Raw genomic sequence first — 17,636 nt, forward strand, 5'->3', positions numbered from 1 at the left:
GGGTGAAAATATCTGTTAAAAAGGATTTTTGGAAAATTGCTGCAAAAAAATGTAATTTGCTGCTTGAAATTGTCCCCAACAAATCAAAAAAGAAGATAAAGCATGAAGTTTAGTGGATGGCAGAATTATGCTAATTATTAACCAATACTTACGTGCATGTACAGATTTGTTATGGTAGATGACCACTACCGAACCCATTGGCGCTTTAGAGATTTTTTTATAGAGCGTACCGACTTTGTGATGGAGAAGGCTTGCTACTCCGTTTATGAATTTTTAGTGTATATCAAAGACCTGGAAATTGCAAAGAAGCCCCTGCCTGACTTATTGGTAATTGATATTAATATGCCCGGAGCAGATGGAGCATCGCTTGCCCATTACATGAAGATTTTTTATCCCAATATTAAGATTTTAATACTCACCGTTCATGATACGGAAGAAAACCTATTTAATGCCACACTTTGTCTGGCAGAAGGGTTTATCATGAAGCCCTTCTTTGAAGACCTGATTATTGATGCTTTTCAAAGAATTATGAATGGTGAGGAGTTTTATCTGGATCCCAGAACCTCATTGCCTTATCCTACCATCATTGAAGATTCGTTAGCTTATCGGGAAGTAAAAATCAGAAACGTTAATCCATATAATTATACGGAATTAGAACGCAAGTATCTTATTTTTCATGTAATGGGTCTTACTGTTCCGCGTATGGCTTATTTGCTGGATATTACAGAAGATGAAGTGCGTAATTTGCATGAATTAATGGTAAAAAAAACCGGCATTCAAAATGTTCCAAAAATTAAAGAAGACAGTAATCTGCGTTATTTTTCCATTAAACATAACTTAGCCCGAATGGCCGATTACAGAGCTTTTCTAGCAAGCTAACTTTACAAATAAAAATAACAAATAGAAATACATTGTTGTCTGGCAAAACTTAACGTAAAAATCGCTGTGATCCTTTGCTGTAAAGAATTACAGGCTAAAAAATGATTGTTTCAAAATTGGAGGGAGTACCCCATCTTTTGAAAGCGGCTGAAATATGGTTCTGCAAAGGGTTTGAACCATTATTTTACAATTTTAGTCGGACAACAATAATAAATAAAAATAGTTGTATAAAAAAGGCCGCCCCATTTTGGAGGCAGCTTTTTTATTGTCTGAAACTTGTGTGCTGTTCGTTTTTACTTACTCATGGGAATATCATTATCCATTTCAGTAATATCTACATTCCGCTCAGTATGATCGCCCATTAAGTATTGTGAAAAATAATCGGCCATGCGCCACCAGAAATACTCAGTCATATCACCATAACCATGTCGTTGGCCGGGCAGCATGATCAAATCGAATCGTTTATTGGCTTTTATGAGTGCATTCGCCAAACGAATGGTGTTGGCAGGATGCACATTGTTATCAATATCGCCAGTAGAAAGCATTAGATGACCTTTTAAATGGCTGGCAATGGTTGGATTTTTATCGATACTATACACAAAACTGGTATCGCCTCCTTTAATTACCTCTTTTACACCATGATGCTTCTCACTCCACCAACGGTTATAAATACTGTTATCATGATTACCCGATGATGCAACGGCTACTTTAAAAAAGTCAGGATATACCAACATGGCAGCTGCACTCATAAATCCACCCCCACTATGCCCATGAATACCCACACGATTGATATCCATGAAACTATATTTATTACATAACTGCTCTGCAGCAGTTTTTTTATCGGCCAAACCATAATCACGTAAATTACCATATCCATACGTATGGTACCATTTGCTGTACGAAGGGTTGCCACCTCTGTTTCCAACTGTTACTACTACAAAACCCAATTGTGCCAACCGATCGGTTCTGTTCATATTGGTAGAAAATGCTGTATTTACTGCCTCCGTTTGCGGGCCTGGATATACATATTCTATTACGGGATATTTTTTGGTGGAATCAAAATCAAAAGGTTTATACAATACACCATATAAATCGGTTATACCATCATCGGCCTTTACACTAAATGGTTCGGGAAAATGATAACCGGTAGCCATTAAAGCAGATAAATCTGCCGTTTCCAAATTCATAACTGCTTTACCTTCACTGTTGTATAAAACTGAGGCAGGCACAGTATTTACCCTGCTGAAATTGTCTACGAAATAACGGTTATCATCATTTATCTCCACCACATGATCAAAATTCCCCGGATTAAGTAAGGTTAATCCTGTACCGTCAAAATGAATACTATAGGCATGCAGGTAATAAGGATTTTCATTTTTCTCTCTGGCATTGGCAGTAAAATACAATATTCTTTTATTTGCGTCAATGCCTAATATATCCTCGCAATGATAAGGGCCTGATGTGATTTGGTTTTTGAATTTTCCGTTGCCATCATACAAATAAAAATGACCCCATCCATCTCTTTCACTCCATTCAATAAGTTCTTTGCCATCATTTACCAGTCCTAACCTCCTTACCTCTACATAAGTATTAAAACGCTCTTCAATTAATGTTTGAATAGTATCGGGCATTACCCAGGCTTTGCAAATATCAATTCTTTTTAAATCGCGGCTGGTACGAGTAAAATAAAAGGCCTGATTATTACCTAACCAAATGCTGGGGCGGGTATCATCATCCCGATTATTCTTTTTATCCGGTGCTGCCCATATGCTAATGTCCTGATCTTTAAAAGCATTTACTTGTAATTCTTTGCCTTCCTGTTTTTGCATGTCAAAAAGATACAAATGATCTACCGGTGATTGTTTTTCACCGGGCATCCAATATTTATACGTTTCTAAAGTAGGCCGGGGTTGTGCAATGCTGTTAATGACCCATAAATCCTGTACATTCCGATTATCTACCCTGGTTAAAGAAAAATAACGGCTATTGGGCGACCAATAAGCCCAAACAGCTTTGCGTTTCTTTTTATTTTTTTCCTTATCTACATTCGATTCACCGGTTCCTGATAAATTAGAGGCGTTGTAATAACTAAAATTTTCAATTCCATCTTTTGTTAAAGCATGTTCTACAATGGTAGAATCGTCTTCATTTTTCAAAGCTTTTTCATAATTCAGCTTATCCATCCAATACAAATTATTCTCTCTTCCAAATAAAACAATGGAACTATCGGGCGAAATATTTGCCCAGGCGGGTTTGCGAAGCGGGCGCTTAAAATCTTTCAGTTCCACCAACTCATTGGTATTGATGTTGTATTCAAAATAAAATACTTTTTTCTTTGGTGGGGTTGCTTCATTTTTATTTTTGGAAGTATCGGTTTGCACTTCGTCTAATGAGCTTTTAATTTGAAATTGAATCCAGTTTTCGTCTTTAACAAATTTCAAACTATCAATCGGCAAATGCTGTGCATCAAAAGGGTCTTTTACAATTAGTGTAATGGCAGCAGCCAGCTTATCATTATCAAACAATAACTTTTTTTCATTTTTCGACGGATCTATCAAGAACCACTTTTTACCTGCTGTGGTTTCATACATATACCAAAAACGATTCGATTTTTTGAGCCAGTGCGGATCAACAGATGTACTAAAAACCATTTTCTTTAATCTATTGGGCGAATATTTTGCGGCCATTTCATAATTGGCTTTTGTAACCAATTGTTGGGCATACAATATGGATGTACACACCAATAACACCATCAATAAAAATAATTTTCTCATAGCATTTTTTTGGAAGATTAAAAATAGCCAATTAACCAATACGCAAAAAACCGCTTATCCATAAACAGCCGAAAAATATTTGAAGCAAATAGAGTTAATTTGTACAAACAGAAAATGAAGACAGCCTACAGTACAGATTTTGCATTTGCTAAAAATGCCGATGAAAATGATCCTTTAAAAATATATCGTAATGCGTTTTATTTCCCAACCATTCATAATAAAGCGGCCATTTACTTTTGTGGCAACTCATTAGGATTACAACCCAAAAAGGCTGCAACCATCATAGAAACGGAATTGGCTTCCTGGCGTAGCCACGCCATTGAAGGCTTTTTTACCGGCACCCATCCCTGGTTGTATTATCAGGAATACTTAAAACCGGCACTGGCAAAAATTATGGGATGCTTGCCACATGAAGTAACGGTGATGAATACCTTAACGGTGAATTTGCACTTACTGCTGCTCAGTTTTTATAAACCTGATACAAAAAAATTTAAAATTATTATGGAAGCCGGTGCTTTTCCTTCCGACCAATATGCAGTTGAAACACTGGTTAAACATTTTGGTTTAGATCCTGCTACTACTATTATTGAAATTGAACCGAAACCGGGTAATAAAACTTTACAAACCAAAGATATTATTGACACTATTGAAAAAAATGCTGGCCAATTAGCCTTGGTTTTAATAGGTGGCATTCAATATTATACCGGTCAATTGTTTGATATAAAAGCTATTACAGCTATTACACACAAAGCAGGTGCCGTTGCAGCTTTTGATTTGGCACATGTTGCCGGTAATGTACCGGTTCAGTTACACGAATGGAATGTAGATTTTGCCGTATGGTGCAGTTATAAATATTTGAATGGCGGGCCGGGAGCAATTGGAGGTATATATATTCATGAACAATATGCCACCGATATTAACTTTCCGCGTTTAGGTGGATGGTGGGGAAATGATGAACAAGAACGATTTAAAATGGAAAAAGGTTTTAAACCAAAAAACAATGCCAGCGGTTGGAACATAAGCACTACACAAGTGATGAATACTGCCGCACTAATGGCATCGCTCGAAATTTTTGAAGCAGCAGGCATGGATGCAATTCGCAGGAAAAGCATAGCATTAACCGGTTATCTGGATTTTCTATTAAAGCAATTACCCGGTATTGGGTTTGAAATGATTACACCCGCAGCACCTGAAGAACGGGGTGCACAATTATCGCTTTATTTTAAAGAAAATGGCAAAACCATACACAGCAAAATGTTGGAAAAAGGAATAATAGTAGATTTCAGAGAACCGGGGGTAATTCGTATAGCTCCGGCACCATTGTATTGCAGTTTTCAAGATATATTTGCATTTTATGAAATATTAAAAAATGAATTTTAATATGAAACCGATTCATCAGTTACTTTGCCTCGGCGATTCCTACACCATTGGTGAAGGTGCACCATTGTATGATAGTTTTCCTTATCAACTGATGCAGCTGCTTCGCCAAATGCAGATTCATTGCAATGCGCCCGAAATAATTGCCCAAACCGGTTGGACCAGTTTTGAGCTGGCAGAATATTTAATTCATCACCCGTTCAGCACAAATTATGATTTTGTAACATTATTAATTGGTGTTAATAACCAATACAGAAATTACGATATTATTGAATTTGAAAATGATTATCAATTCCTGTTACAAAAAGCCATACATTATACAGGGAACCAACCTGGCAAAGTAATGGGCATTGCAATTCCCGATTGGGGTTATTCGCCTTTTGCAGCGCGTAAACATGCAACAAACATTGAAAAAATTCACAAAGAAATTGATACATTGAATGTTATTTGTGAAGCACATTGCAACAAAGCAGGTGTACATTTTATCAATATCGCCAACTTAACAAAGTATATTGTTGAAGAAGGATATTTTACGGATGATGGGTTACACTACACCGCTACAATGTATCGGCAATGGGCACAAATGATTGCAGCACTGATAAAAAAATTACAGTAATTTTTGAGAAAGTATCTGTTGCATAATCAGTTGGTATTTTGCAGCTGCTGCAGCTGCAGTTATTTGAAAATTTTCAGTATCATCTGCATAAATAATGCTTCTACTGGCATTTACTAAAAGTCCAACATTTTTATTCCACCCAAAATCAGCCACTTCATTTAAATTGCCGCCCTGTGCACCAACCCCCGGCACCAGAAAAAAGTGTTCCGGAACAATTGAACGAATTTGTTTCATTTCCACAGTTTTGGTTGCACCTACCACAAACATTAATTGCTCAGTTGTTCCCCAGTTTGCTACTTTTTCTATAACTTTTTCGTACAGTTTTTTTTGTGAATAAGCACCGGAATTACCGCCTGTTTCCTGAACGATTAACTGTTCAAAATCTTCACTGCCTTTGTTTGAAGTTAAGCCCAATACAATGGTGACTTTCTGGTTATACTCTAAAAACGGACGAATACTATCTTCACCCATGTATGGCGCTACTGTTACAGCATCGAAAGGATATACTTCAAAAAACGTGCGGGCATATTGTGCAGCGGTATTGCCAATATCGCCGCGCTTTGCATCAGCAATAGAAAAATGCGTAGCTGGGATATAATGCAAGGTTGCCTCCATTATATCCCAGCCCTTTGCACCCATTGCTTCATAAAATGCAGTATTGATTTTATAACTCACACAATAATCTTTCGTTGCATCTATAATAGCCTTATTAAATTGAAGCACAGCATTGGGCTGCTGCTGTAAATGTTTGGGCAGTCGCTTTAACTCTGTATCTAAACCAACACATAAAAAGCTGGTTTTATTAATGATGTGTTGTGTTAAATTTTTTAACTGCATGATGAAATTATTATTATATAGAATGTATTTTTTTGTTAATGCAATGAAATATATTTTAATATACAAATACCTTATAACCCCAGGCATTAAATGGCAATGACATGCCTTTTGTTACACTTACCTTTTCATTCGTAAATAATTCAGTAGTATTACCTATAATTTGTGGATGATTCAATGTAACGGTAATGGGCTTGCTACTCCAGTTCAAAACAACTAAAACTTTTTTATTGTTCATGGTTCGTAAATAAGCAAATACTTTATCATCGGCATTGGTATGAATTTGCATAAATGTTGCATTTGCAGCCAAAGCTTCATTTTCACTTCTTAAATGCAATAACTTAGCATAAAAGGGTGCCCGTTCGTATTTATTAAATACCATAGTATCTTTATCAAAAAAGCGAATAGCCCTTAATACAGGTTCTTCCTGGCCGCTGTAAATGAGGGGAACACTTCTCACAATTGTTTGCGTAAATACTGCAAAAGGGGCATGACTGGCGCCGGGCATGGTTGAGAAATCGGCTCCATTCCAGCTATTCTCATCATGATTACTGGTAAAATACATGCGCAAGGCATTTTTGGGAAACAAACTATCTGTTCTATGCAAGGCACTATCTATTGCATAAGCCGGCTTTTTACCTTTTGCAATTTCTTTCATGATATTAAAATCATTCCAGGTATAAGTGGCATCAAAACCATCTTCATTTAAAGCAGGCTTATCGCCTTCGGCCAACATAAAAATATTTTTATCTTTTCTTAATGTAGCAATGCATTTTTTCCAGAAATCATCTGGAACATCACTGGCCACATCACAACGATAACCATCTATTCCGGTAGAATCAATCCAATATTTCATTTGCGCAATCATTGTATCGCGTAATTCATTATTGGCATAGTTTAATTTACGCGTATCGGCCCAATCTGCTGCCATTGCAGGTTTGCCTGTACTGTCTTTCACATAAAAATCAGGATGTTTGGTTAACCAATAATGATCGGCTCCTGTATGATTGGGTACCCAGTCTAATAGTACTTTAAAACCTTTTTCATGGCATAATGCAACCAACTGCTTCCAATCTGCCATTGTACCAAATTCAGGATTTACATCCATATAAGTACTTACTGCATAATAACTTCCTAAGCTGCCTTTACGATCTGTTTTGCTGATGGGATTAATGGGCATAAACCATAAAGTTTGTACACCCATTGCTTTCAGTCGGTCTAAATTGGGCTCAAAAGCTTTAAAAGTTCCGGCAGCAGTGTACTGACGGATATTTACTTCATAAATATTGCCCTGCATAATCCAGGCAGGATGGCCATCAATCATTGCAGTATCACTTTTAGCTACTGCTGATTGCTGATGGGATGACTGGTTACAGGCGGTTAAAAAAACAATGGCGGTTAAAAAGCTCAGGAATGATTTCATCATTTTAAAATTTAATTTTTTAATCCCGCATACTGATGCACACCAAACAAAAATAAAGTTCTTGGCTGAAGTATGCTTTGGAATTGATGTGTAAAATAAACACATTTAAGCAAGTTTAAAAAATATACCAGAAATATACCAGCAAAATGGCATAATGGATTGCAGACAAAACAAAGAGAAAATTAAAAAAACAAAGGAATCTGAATCAGAAGTTTTTTATTTGTACTATTTACCACATTAACGATTGCGTTATGGCAACAAATCAACCTTATTATCATAACTATTTGCAATTAGATAAAATTTTATCCAGCCAGCAGCCCACTAGTTTTGAAAAAGGAAATGAGCCGGCACATGATGAAATGTTATTCATTATTATTCATCAGGCATATGAGCTTTGGTTTAAACAAATTTTATTTGAGATAGATAGTATTACTGCCATTTTCAGAAAAGAAACCATAAATGATAATACGGAAGATGCGGGTATTATTTTGCAGCGCATTAAAAGAATCAACACCATCTTGAATTTATTAAACCAACAGGTACGCATTTTGGATACGATGACACCACTGGATTTCCTGTCGTTTCGGAATTTACTTGTTCCGGCATCCGGCTTTCAGAGTTTACAATTTAGAATGATTGAAGTCAAATTGGGTTTAAAAATGCAACAACGACACCGATCTGATTATTACAAAAGAACCAACAATGGCGGCTTTACGATGACAGATTATTCAATCATTAATGAGGCAGAAGCTACACCATCATTAGCTGAATTATTGAACAAATGGTTAGAGCGTATGCCTTATTTAAAACCGGATTTATGGAAAACTTACCGGCCCATTTCATTAACTCCATCTTCTATTACAGAACACCCTTTCTGGAATGATTACAGACATTTATATGTTACAAGCTTAAACATACATGAAAAAAATAAATCAACAGATTTTGATTTTGTTTTATTCAATCAAAACAATGGTAATCTTACAGAAGAAGAATGTAAAGCACTCAGGCACCAGTTTACCGCATCTGCACTGCAATCGGCCTTATTCATGATTCTATACAGAAATTATCCTTTGTTCCAAACTTCATTCCAAATTATTGATGCATTGATTGAAACAGACCATTTATTAAGCACCTGGCGCCATCAACATTTAACAATGGTGCGCAGAATGATTGGCATGCGCGTTGGTACCGGCAATACCAGCGGAGCCGGCTATTTAGAAGGCGCTGCACAACAACATTTTATTTTTAAAGATTTAGCCGGCCTGTCTACCTTTCTGATTGAAAGAAAAAAACTACCGGCCTTACCTGAAGCTGTTTTACAGCATATTACTTATACATTGTAGTATACATTATTTTTTAAGTTTTGTTTGTACTTCATTAAGTGGAGCAATATAAATGCTGCGCCCATGTGTTCCTAATATAATTTCGTTGGCAATAGGTTGGATGGCAATATCGTGTATCGGAATACTAAAAGGCAAACCATTATCCCATCCCATAAACGTAATACCATTGTCGGCACTTACATACAATCCGCCATCAGTACCCACGTAAATTACATTTTTGAGTTTGTTGTCTTCTTTTATAACATTGATTGATTCATATGGCAAATCAGCACCAATTGACTTCCAGGTTTTGCCATAATCATCGCTTACAAATAAATAGGGCTTAAAATCATCATTCCGATAACCATTTAAACTTACATACACCCTGCTTTCTTTAAAAGCACTGGCAGTTACCCTGCTAACATATAAGCCTTTAGGTAAACCATCCTGAATAGATTGCCAGGTATAGCCATCATCAAAACTAACATGTAATGAACCATCATCGGCACCGGCATACAACAAACCAAACCTCAAAGGACTTTCACTAATGGTAGTTAATGTGCCAAATGGCACATTGCCCTGTGGTGGATTGGTTGTTAAGTCATTACTTAATGTTTCCAAATCTTCGCCCCGGTGCAATGAACGTTGAAATTTATTACTGCCATAGTATAAAATATCCTGATTATGTCTGCTTAATAAAATAGGTGTTTGCCAGTTAAAACGCAATGGCGCTTCTCCTAAATCGCCACGCGGATGGATATAAATAGTTGAATCCTCTTTTGCATTAGCAGCAGTAACCAACTTTATTGAACTTTCCGATTCTCCCGGAACTGCATCTGCGTCCGGCTCATCAACAGATGCACGCCTGTTTTTATTGCTACGCATATAATTTCCAAACTGAAATCCGGAATAAACCGTTGTATTATCGCTCCAATCAACCTGCACCTGCATACCATCGCCACCGTTAATTGGTTTAAACGCATAGGAACCACTCGCCATCCATCCGGGATTCTCTTTATGGTTTGAAGGGCCGAACCAACTGCCGTTATCCTGTAATCCACCATAAACATTGTAAGGGGTAGCCATATCATAAGTAACGGAGTAAAACTGACCAACGGATGGGGTATTCGCCTTAAACCAATGCGCACCATCATCATAAGTAATATTGCAACCTCCATCATTACCAATAATCATGTGTTGATCATCAGCAGGATTTATCCAGGCTATGTGATGATCGGCATGGGTTAATACATTATTAATTGGTTTAAATGTTTTACCACCATCCTCACTTAATTCAACATCAAAACCGGTAATCACCAATTTATCATCATTGGCAGCACTGGCAAATATTTTACCAAAGTAATAGCCATAGGTATTGTATAATTTCAATTGTTTATCATTCATTTTTTTCCAGGTTTTACCTGCATCCTCACTCCTGTATACTTCGCAACCAATAATGGGTGTTGTGAATAAAGCAGTATTTGCATCCATTAAATAATCCCAAATACAGGTGGGCTTTAATTCATTTGCTTTAACTTTTTCTTTAATAATTTCTGCGGTGTATTTTTCAGGAATCCCATTTCTACGCAGTCGTAAAAAAGTATTTAATTTTTTATTATCTAAAGCAAGGAATGCTTCTTTCGATAAATCTTTAAAATCAGTGAGGGTGTATTTTGATGTATCGGTCATTTTTTTTGCAGTATCGGGCAAATGAAAATTATTATCTACCACAGCATACACCCAATTGGAATGTTGATGAGCAGTTGCTAACCCAATTCTGCCAACGCCTTTGCCAACCGGGAAACCTGCACCTTCATTCGTTATCAACTTCCAGGAATTACCGCCATCCGTACTTTTATAAATACCGCTACTCGCTCCACTTTCTTCAAAGTTAGCAGCAGTGCGGGTTCTGTACCATGCCGCCGCATACAATACCGATGGATTTTTTGATTGAATATCCAGATCTACTACTCCTGTATTTTCATTCACAAACAAAGTTTGTTTCCAGGTTTTACCACCATCTGTTGTTTTGTATACACCCCGCTCTATATTGGGAGAATACAAGTGGCCCAGTACAGCAACCCATGCAATATTTTTATTGGTGGGATGTAGTACAATTTTTCCAATATGATGACTTTCAGGTAATCCCATGTACTGCCATGTTTTACCACGATTGTTTGATTTATATACACCCAATCCTGCATATGATGAGCGACTGCTATTTACCTCGCCTGTACCTACCCAAATGGTACCGGATGTCCAGTCAACCGCTATGGCCCCTATTGTAATCACTTGCATACTATCAAAAACTGGGGTAAAGCTCTGTCCGTTATTTTGGGTATACCATAATCCTCCGGTTGCATAGGCCACATAAAACTGAGTAGGGTTTTTAGGGTTTACGGCTAGGTCAACAACGCGACCACTCATAATGCTGGGACCTACATTTCTAAATGGAATTTGATTAATAACTGATTGAGCTATCAAGGCCGATTTTTTCTCCAATCCCTTCAATCTTTGATCAGCTGAAGTTGGAGGCACTTGTGCAAACAGGCTTATGGCAATACACAAGCATACAGTGGTAAAAGTTAGTTTTAGCATAATTTTCTCATTTAGCATTTCATAAACGAATGCGGAACTATACCGTAAACCTTAATTGCGGAATAAAAAGTACATTCGTAAATCTAATATACAATTTATGCGTTGGTTAATCATACCGCTTATAACTATTTTTCATTCCGGTGTTTTTGCACAATGCAAAACTTTTATGATTTCTGATCGTGGAGATACCCTGAATTGTATAGATATGAACAATAAAAAACAGGGTAAATGGCTCATTCATTTAGATGAATTAAGGGGTGAACCCGGTTATGAAGAAGAAGGAGAATACAAAGACAATTTGAAAGAAGGCAGATGGAGAAGGTACAGTTTGATGGGTGATTTAATTGCCGTTGAAAATTATCGCTGGGGAAATAAAGACGGCCAGCAGGAATATTTTTACAACGGTTCACTTGAACATGTGGAAAGTTGGAAAGCAATAGACCCACAAAAAAAATATGATACCATTTATGTTCCCGATTTGTATGATGAATATAAAGTTGACAAAAAAATCATTAAAATTAATGCATATGCGGTGAAAGACGGGGTTTGGAAATATTATTTACCGGGATCTTCTTCTTTAATAAGAACAGAAACCTACAGTTATGATGCCATCGTAAAGCCAAAGCCCGTTGGTGTGCATCAAAAAGACACTTCAGCAAACACAATCAATAAAAATACATTATTGCAGGATAGTTTACCAAAAGAAAAAGTAAACACCGGTAATAAACCAAAAGAAATTTTACAATTCGAAAAAAAGAACCAGCATCGAAAAAAAGTGAAAGTACGGGATGGAACAACAGGTAATTAAATACTACCTTTTATTATTTTGCAAGGGTTGGCATGCAATTTTTTTCAGTTGACTTTGATTGTTTTGAGGGGATTTTTTTTTATAAATATTGATGGTGTGTGAACAGATAAATTTTAAGTTTTATTTCACCTGTACGCATACAAATAGCTATTTGGAATAAATGAAGATTGGGGTTAGTAGCTGCAAGCTACAAAAAAGTACGCGTAGGCTCAGTCATACGAAGATTGAAAATATTTAGGTTGCTGCTGTGCTGGTATTTTATAATGTCCTGCCCGGAGCCGCCACCGATTGAAAAACTGCTGATGAAGATAACAACAAAAGCTGATAGAATCCCGTCGGCTGGATATGGGCTGATAGCGATATGAAGCTGAGAATATATTCGTCTGCCAGCATAGCAGCAAACTTCCTGTTATGTGTTCGCCCTTCGTCTTGGTAACTCGAATTGAAAGTTTGTGTCCACCGTGGGATTGCTTACAACGGTTCGCAAATTGCCGAAGGTGGCGTTTAGTTTCACGTCATTGTCCCCGATTGAAAAACTTACCCGTCTATTGGCTCTAATACTCACTATATTTTTTGTAATATTTTTTGAACCCAAACAAACGAGCTACGCCACCTAATACGAAACTCATTATTTTTTGGGCAGGAATTGGTGGTCCTGAAATATAAATTTCGTATGTGTTGCTCATAGCCATTACCTGCAGGAACTTTGGAGAACCGTCCGCTTTAGTTTTGCCATCGTTAGCCAGTCCAAAAAACTGCTCAAAAAATATTTCTGTTTTCAGTGCCGGTTCAAATTTTATTTTCATTTTTACAGTCGTGTCGGGCGAATTGTTCCACCATTGGTGTGGTTGCCCTTTAGGAACAACTATTTTGTCTGACGCGCTTAAATGCTTGGTTTCTCCATTCAATTCAAGTCGAAGAGAGCCTGATAGTATTTCAAAATGCTCATTTTGCGAAGGGTGAATATGCCTCACGGGAACATAGCCTTTTGGCGCAACATCAAACTCAAATAAAATGTATTTACCATTGGTGTCGGCACTTGTTTCAACCCAGGTAATTTTTTCACCAGTAATTTTGTTTGTGATTGTTTTTCCTTTTTTCATATTGATGTGTTGTTATTTCTGTTTGGTAACGTTAAGCGATTGTTTGTTCGTTATATTTTTCTTAAAAGTTCGTGTGGGGCTGTCCCACGAAAAGGTTGTCAACCTGAACGCTGTCCGAGAATAAATGTCTGTCCATCCACAATTTTATAAACACAATGCCGTGGGCCGCCCTACTTCTGTTCCGCGAAAGTTCCTTTAAAAAGTAATATGCTTTGCAATAGTTTCCAGAAAGAAAAAATAAAATACTGCAAATGCCTTCACACGACTTTTTAAAAGCGAAAACGATGTTACAAAAATCATTTTCCGCCTTTTATCCTTTTGCCATTATACCAAGTTGAGCCATTCCATACAATGATAGCAACACCCTCATCGTTCGATTTACCAATTTTCCAATTCTTTCCTTCCTGGGCCTTCATCAATTCAATCGGATAATCGCTATCACCGGTTAATCTCCAACTCCCTTTAATAATCTTACCATCCCAACTGCTGTTCCAGGTGTAGCTACCGTTTCCATCAATTCTTATACTTCCCGGAAGTACTCCGGTACCTGCTGAAGTTCGGAGTACCTCAGTTTTGTTTGTATAATCTGGCACAGTGTAGGAAGTACCGGGAACCCAATAATTATATAAACCAAAGAAATAACTCACTTCCTGCTTTCCATCTCGTGCTACCTGCCCCTGCTTTTTACCTGTTGGTTTTATTTCCTGCCCTTTATAAACCTCTATTTCTTTCGCCTTATAGGGTTTTATTTCCTGGGCATTAGCGCTAATAGAAGAAAAGATTGTGAATGCCAATGATAGTACAACTGATGTTTTATTTAGTGTCGACATAAGTGAATTTTATTTTGACTTGTCCTAAAAAAAGTTTACACATTTTGGTTAATAATACTACTACAAGTTTACATAAAATATGTGTTAATACCTATGAGCTTACTGATAAAACCAAGAAGTTTAATAGCTGCATCAGGTGGATTTTTGGCAATGATCTCGTTACGGTAATTGTTCATGAGCACACTCATATACAGTATGGACTTCAGGTTCATTTTAAAATCTTTTGTTCTGTTGTCCGTAAGCTTGTCAAGCACTTTGCAAACGTCTTCAAAATAATTTTCCATTCTAAGAGCAGGCTGGTGCGTATTGTAAACCGTCACAATTTTCTCAGTCGGGTTCCTGAAGGCATGAGTCACTCCTTTGGGAACCGTGAGTTTGTCACCCTTACTTGCAGGCAGCCATTTGTCTTTTAGAAAAAATTCCATCTCACCTTCCAGCACTTCATAGGTTTCAATGGCGTGAGGATGCGTATGCACCAGCGGGCCTTTCATGTTGCACTTTGGTAATAATTCCCAATGCAAGTCTAATGACTTTCCTCCTGTGTCAGAACCAGCTTGCAAAACGGTAAACTTCATACCAACCGGTGTCATGTCAAGCACTTGATTTTTTGTAGCCATGTCTGATAAAGTTACTTTGTAGTACTGTACGATTGCTTGCCGCTAACGAACAGGTATTGTCGAAGTGCAGGAAATAGAAGAATTCCGTCCGCCCCGGTTAACTGCAGCTGAATAAAGATAAAAAAGTTGTTGATAAGAACTAAGACTAAATTACTAACGTCAAGCTGATATGAAGCTAAATTGAAAAATAACAGTTGAAACAGGGCTTCCGTCAGCCTGCACTGGCGTTTTTATTGACAGTCAATTGATTTACAATTTTCCATAATGAAGTGCAATTACACCACTCGCAAAAGTTTTAGACTCTATGAATTTCAATTTAGTAGTCCCAGTTATATCTTTAAATAGCGGCATGCCTTTTCCTAATATTATTGGATTAACAAAAAGCCAAAACTCGTCAATTAATCCTTCATTTAATAACGATTGTGAAGCACTAGGACTTCCAAATATTAAAATATTTTTCCCCTCCTGTTGCTTTAATTTATTGATGTTGTCCGAGAGTTGGTCGCCAATAACTTTGGTATTGTGAAGTCCAGTTTCATAAATAGTTTTAGATAATACAACTTTTGAAACTTTATTATACCAATTTGAATGCTCTATGTCATGTTTTGTTGCGTTTAGTTGTTCGCCTGCTTTTGGCCAATAGCTTTGCATCATTTCATAAGTCACCCGGCCATAGAGTGCTGTGTCTGCTTGTGCTGTCATTGTTGCAACAAAATCAAACATTTTGTCATCTAAATTTATCCAATCCATTTCTCCGTTAAGTCCTGCTACAAAACCGTCAAGTGAAGTGTGCATAAAGAAAATTAAGTTTCTCATTAAATACATTTATTAATTAATAATTTTTTGTCTGTCAAAGCTTTTATAGTGTTGAACTACGCTTGCAGGCAACGTCAACACATTGGCGATGACATGGAATTCAATGTACCTTTCGCCGGAACAGAAGCCGAATAAAGAACTAAAGTACAGAATAAGAACCAAAGTTCAACAGAGAGTTTTCAGCCGGAACAGAAGCCGGATAGCGAACAAAAAGCTGACGAAATGCACGTCAGCCCTGCTATCGTCAAGTCTCCATGTAACCTAAAAAGCTCGTTAAAGAAGCTGTTGAGGCAGTTAAGGTAGCAGTCAATCAAAAATTGCTGCAGTAACTTTTAATTTCATTACCCAAAGCCGACCGGGTATTCTTTCGTCATCGTAAGAGAATCTGGAAAGATTTGACTCGTTGCAAAAACAGAATCAAAGGTATGCTTGCATTTAGCGGTATGGATATTCCTGAACAATATGACAATGCAAGCTGGAGCCATAATTTTATTAACTGGCTAAAAGCTTTGGACTGCAAACAACAAAGCCGCAGAAGGGCACTTGATTATATGATTTCGCAAATGGAGTATTTACGAAAAGAACTTTTATCAATCAGCAATGGCACTGTATTTCCAGGAACAAATAAAACGAAAGGATAGTAAAATTGTAATCATAAAAATTGTAAGAATACTTTTCAACAGGATCCGCTTTGTGCTAATCAACCAACAATCTTATGAATTTGGAATTGTAAAATATTCATGAACCCTGACTACTAAACATGAGGTGTAAGCAATTTACTGCGGCAAGTCTGTAGCAGGGTTTATTTATTTAAAAAAAATAACAAAAACAATAATATTCACAACATGCCAAAAAAATAACCGACAGGCTACCTTAGGTACATAGGATACATTTGTTGGCTGCCTTAATTCTATTTCAATTTATAGCTTGATAATTCCCAAATGCCGTTTCCCGGCAGTGGTCCTAAGCTGTATTCATTTTGATAGAACTTTGTCATTCCAATATTTGGCGTTAACCAAATAGTGTCTTTGGTGAACGAATTAACAACGTAACCAACCGTTTTTGATAATTGGAAAGTATTATCAAATGTGCCTGCTGGAACTGTTAAGTTGCTTTCATTTAAGACTTTTGTTGTGTCACCAAAAAATTTGTCTGTAAACCATTTGTTGTTTACTTGCAAAGGAAAAATATATCTGCGTTTTTCGTCGGGCATTGGGGTTGTACAAGTTAAACATGGTACTCCATAGAAAACTGCCTTTTGTTCGTCAACAACTACGAAAGAACTATCCAGTAAATATTCTTGATTTGTTGCATCTTGTAAAGTGCTTGTCCAAATTGTTGCGCTTTGTCCATCTGGAAGTGTCCCAGTTCCAACAATGTCAACGAAAATGTATTGTTCGCTATTAGAGCCGTCATTGTACTTATAAACCCAATAATTACCTACCTCATTAGGGAAAACTTGATTTGAAGGTGTGTTTGAAGGCGGATTATTTTCTTTATCGCATGATGCGATGAAAAGCAGAAAGAAAAAAGTGAAGTAAGATTTCATAATCTATCTTTTTAAAAGATGACAATTTTATCCACCGAAACAGTGCAAAGATCATGGCAGACAAAGGTTTCGGGCTTTGCGTTGGTGGGC

At 37.0% G+C, this 17,636-nt stretch carries 15 protein-coding genes; 6 read left to right on the top strand and 9 right to left on the bottom strand.

Features of this window, described 5'->3' with window-relative positions:
• The first annotated feature begins 156 nt into the window (after positions 1 to 156).
• Positions 157 to 879 carry a response regulator gene (locus JK139_RS03985; RefSeq protein WP_074417562.1) on the top strand — a complete coding sequence of 241 codons (723 nt, stop codon included), beginning with the start codon at positions 157 to 159 and terminating at the stop codon, positions 877 to 879.
• 293 nt (positions 880 to 1,172) lie between these two features.
• On the opposite strand, the gene JK139_RS03990 is transcribed toward JK139_RS03985, so the two are convergent.
• Positions 1,173 to 3,653, bottom strand: coding sequence for a S9 family peptidase (locus JK139_RS03990; RefSeq protein WP_218330634.1), 2,481 nt, complete (start codon positions 3,651 to 3,653; stop codon positions 1,173 to 1,175).
• Between the two features lie 114 nt (positions 3,654 to 3,767).
• On the opposite strand from JK139_RS03990, the gene kynU reads away from it, so the two are divergent.
• Together kynU and JK139_RS04000 are read left to right on the top strand one after the other, a co-directional pair.
• The gene (kynU, locus tag JK139_RS03995) at positions 3,768 to 5,033 is read left to right on the top strand and encodes a kynureninase (protein WP_218330635.1); all 1,266 of its coding nucleotides are present in this window, start codon (positions 3,768 to 3,770) and stop codon (positions 5,031 to 5,033) included.
• Between the two features lies 1 nt (position 5,034).
• Positions 5,035 to 5,646, top strand: coding sequence for an SGNH/GDSL hydrolase family protein (locus JK139_RS04000; protein ID WP_218330636.1), 612 nt, complete (start codon positions 5,035 to 5,037; stop codon positions 5,644 to 5,646).
• On the opposite strand, the gene pyrF is transcribed toward JK139_RS04000, so the two are convergent.
• Both pyrF and JK139_RS04010 read right to left on the bottom strand, forming a co-directional pair.
• Complete coding sequence (gene pyrF, locus JK139_RS04005; RefSeq protein ID WP_218330637.1) at positions 5,638 to 6,483, bottom strand: orotidine-5'-phosphate decarboxylase; 846 nt, start codon at positions 6,481 to 6,483, stop codon at positions 5,638 to 5,640. The genes JK139_RS04000 and pyrF overlap by 9 nt on opposite strands.
• A gap of 55 nt (positions 6,484 to 6,538) precedes the next feature.
• Positions 6,539 to 7,906, bottom strand: a complete 1,368-nt coding sequence (locus tag JK139_RS04010; protein ID WP_218330638.1) for an alpha-amylase family glycosyl hydrolase — start codon at positions 7,904 to 7,906, stop codon at positions 6,539 to 6,541.
• A gap of 248 nt (positions 7,907 to 8,154) precedes the next feature.
• On the opposite strand from JK139_RS04010, the gene JK139_RS04015 reads away from it, so the two are divergent.
• Positions 8,155 to 9,246 carry a tryptophan 2,3-dioxygenase family protein gene (locus tag JK139_RS04015; RefSeq protein ID WP_218330639.1) on the top strand — a complete coding sequence of 364 codons (1,092 nt, stop codon included), beginning with the start codon at positions 8,155 to 8,157 and terminating at the stop codon, positions 9,244 to 9,246.
• Between the two features lie 6 nt (positions 9,247 to 9,252).
• On the opposite strand, the gene JK139_RS04020 is transcribed toward JK139_RS04015, so the two are convergent.
• The gene (locus JK139_RS04020; protein ID WP_074420701.1) at positions 9,253 to 11,823 is read right to left on the bottom strand and encodes a WD40/YVTN/BNR-like repeat-containing protein; all 2,571 of its coding nucleotides are present in this window, start codon (positions 11,821 to 11,823) and stop codon (positions 9,253 to 9,255) included.
• Between the two features lie 97 nt (positions 11,824 to 11,920).
• On the opposite strand from JK139_RS04020, the gene JK139_RS04025 reads away from it, so the two are divergent.
• Positions 11,921 to 12,631, top strand: coding sequence for a hypothetical protein (locus JK139_RS04025; protein ID WP_143439422.1), 711 nt, complete (start codon positions 11,921 to 11,923; stop codon positions 12,629 to 12,631).
• A 554-nt stretch (positions 12,632 to 13,185) separates the two neighbouring features.
• Here JK139_RS04025 and JK139_RS04030 read toward each other — a convergent pair.
• The 4 genes from JK139_RS04030 to JK139_RS04045 all read right to left on the bottom strand — a co-directional run bounded on the left by JK139_RS04030 (position 13,186) and on the right by JK139_RS04045 (position 15,997).
• Positions 13,186 to 13,734 carry a cupin domain-containing protein gene (locus tag JK139_RS04030; protein WP_074419040.1) on the bottom strand — a complete coding sequence of 183 codons (549 nt, stop codon included), beginning with the start codon at positions 13,732 to 13,734 and terminating at the stop codon, positions 13,186 to 13,188.
• Between the two features lie 296 nt (positions 13,735 to 14,030).
• Positions 14,031 to 14,564 carry a hypothetical protein gene (locus JK139_RS04035; protein ID WP_074419041.1) on the bottom strand — a complete coding sequence of 178 codons (534 nt, stop codon included), beginning with the start codon at positions 14,562 to 14,564 and terminating at the stop codon, positions 14,031 to 14,033.
• 68 nt (positions 14,565 to 14,632) lie between these two features.
• Complete coding sequence (locus JK139_RS04040; protein WP_074419042.1) at positions 14,633 to 15,181, bottom strand: cupin domain-containing protein; 549 nt, start codon at positions 15,179 to 15,181, stop codon at positions 14,633 to 14,635.
• Positions 15,182 to 15,430: 249 nt separating this feature from the next.
• Complete coding sequence (locus JK139_RS04045; RefSeq protein ID WP_074419043.1) at positions 15,431 to 15,997, bottom strand: dihydrofolate reductase family protein; 567 nt, start codon at positions 15,995 to 15,997, stop codon at positions 15,431 to 15,433.
• 425 nt (positions 15,998 to 16,422) lie between these two features.
• Here JK139_RS04045 and JK139_RS04050 point away from each other — a divergent pair, with 425 nt between their 5' ends.
• Positions 16,423 to 16,638 carry a hypothetical protein gene (locus tag JK139_RS04050; RefSeq protein WP_074419044.1) on the top strand — a complete coding sequence of 72 codons (216 nt, stop codon included), beginning with the start codon at positions 16,423 to 16,425 and terminating at the stop codon, positions 16,636 to 16,638.
• A 269-nt stretch (positions 16,639 to 16,907) separates the two neighbouring features.
• Here the strand turns inward: JK139_RS04050 and JK139_RS04055 are convergent, their stop codons facing one another.
• The gene (locus JK139_RS04055) at positions 16,908 to 17,546 is read right to left on the bottom strand and encodes a hypothetical protein (protein WP_074419045.1); all 639 of its coding nucleotides are present in this window, start codon (positions 17,544 to 17,546) and stop codon (positions 16,908 to 16,910) included.
• Positions 17,547 to 17,636: the final 90 nt, after the last annotated feature.

It is taken from the genome of Hydrotalea lipotrueae (assembly GCF_019249625.1).
GTDB classification, from domain to species: Bacteria; Bacteroidota; Bacteroidia; order Chitinophagales; family Chitinophagaceae; genus Hydrotalea; species Hydrotalea flava.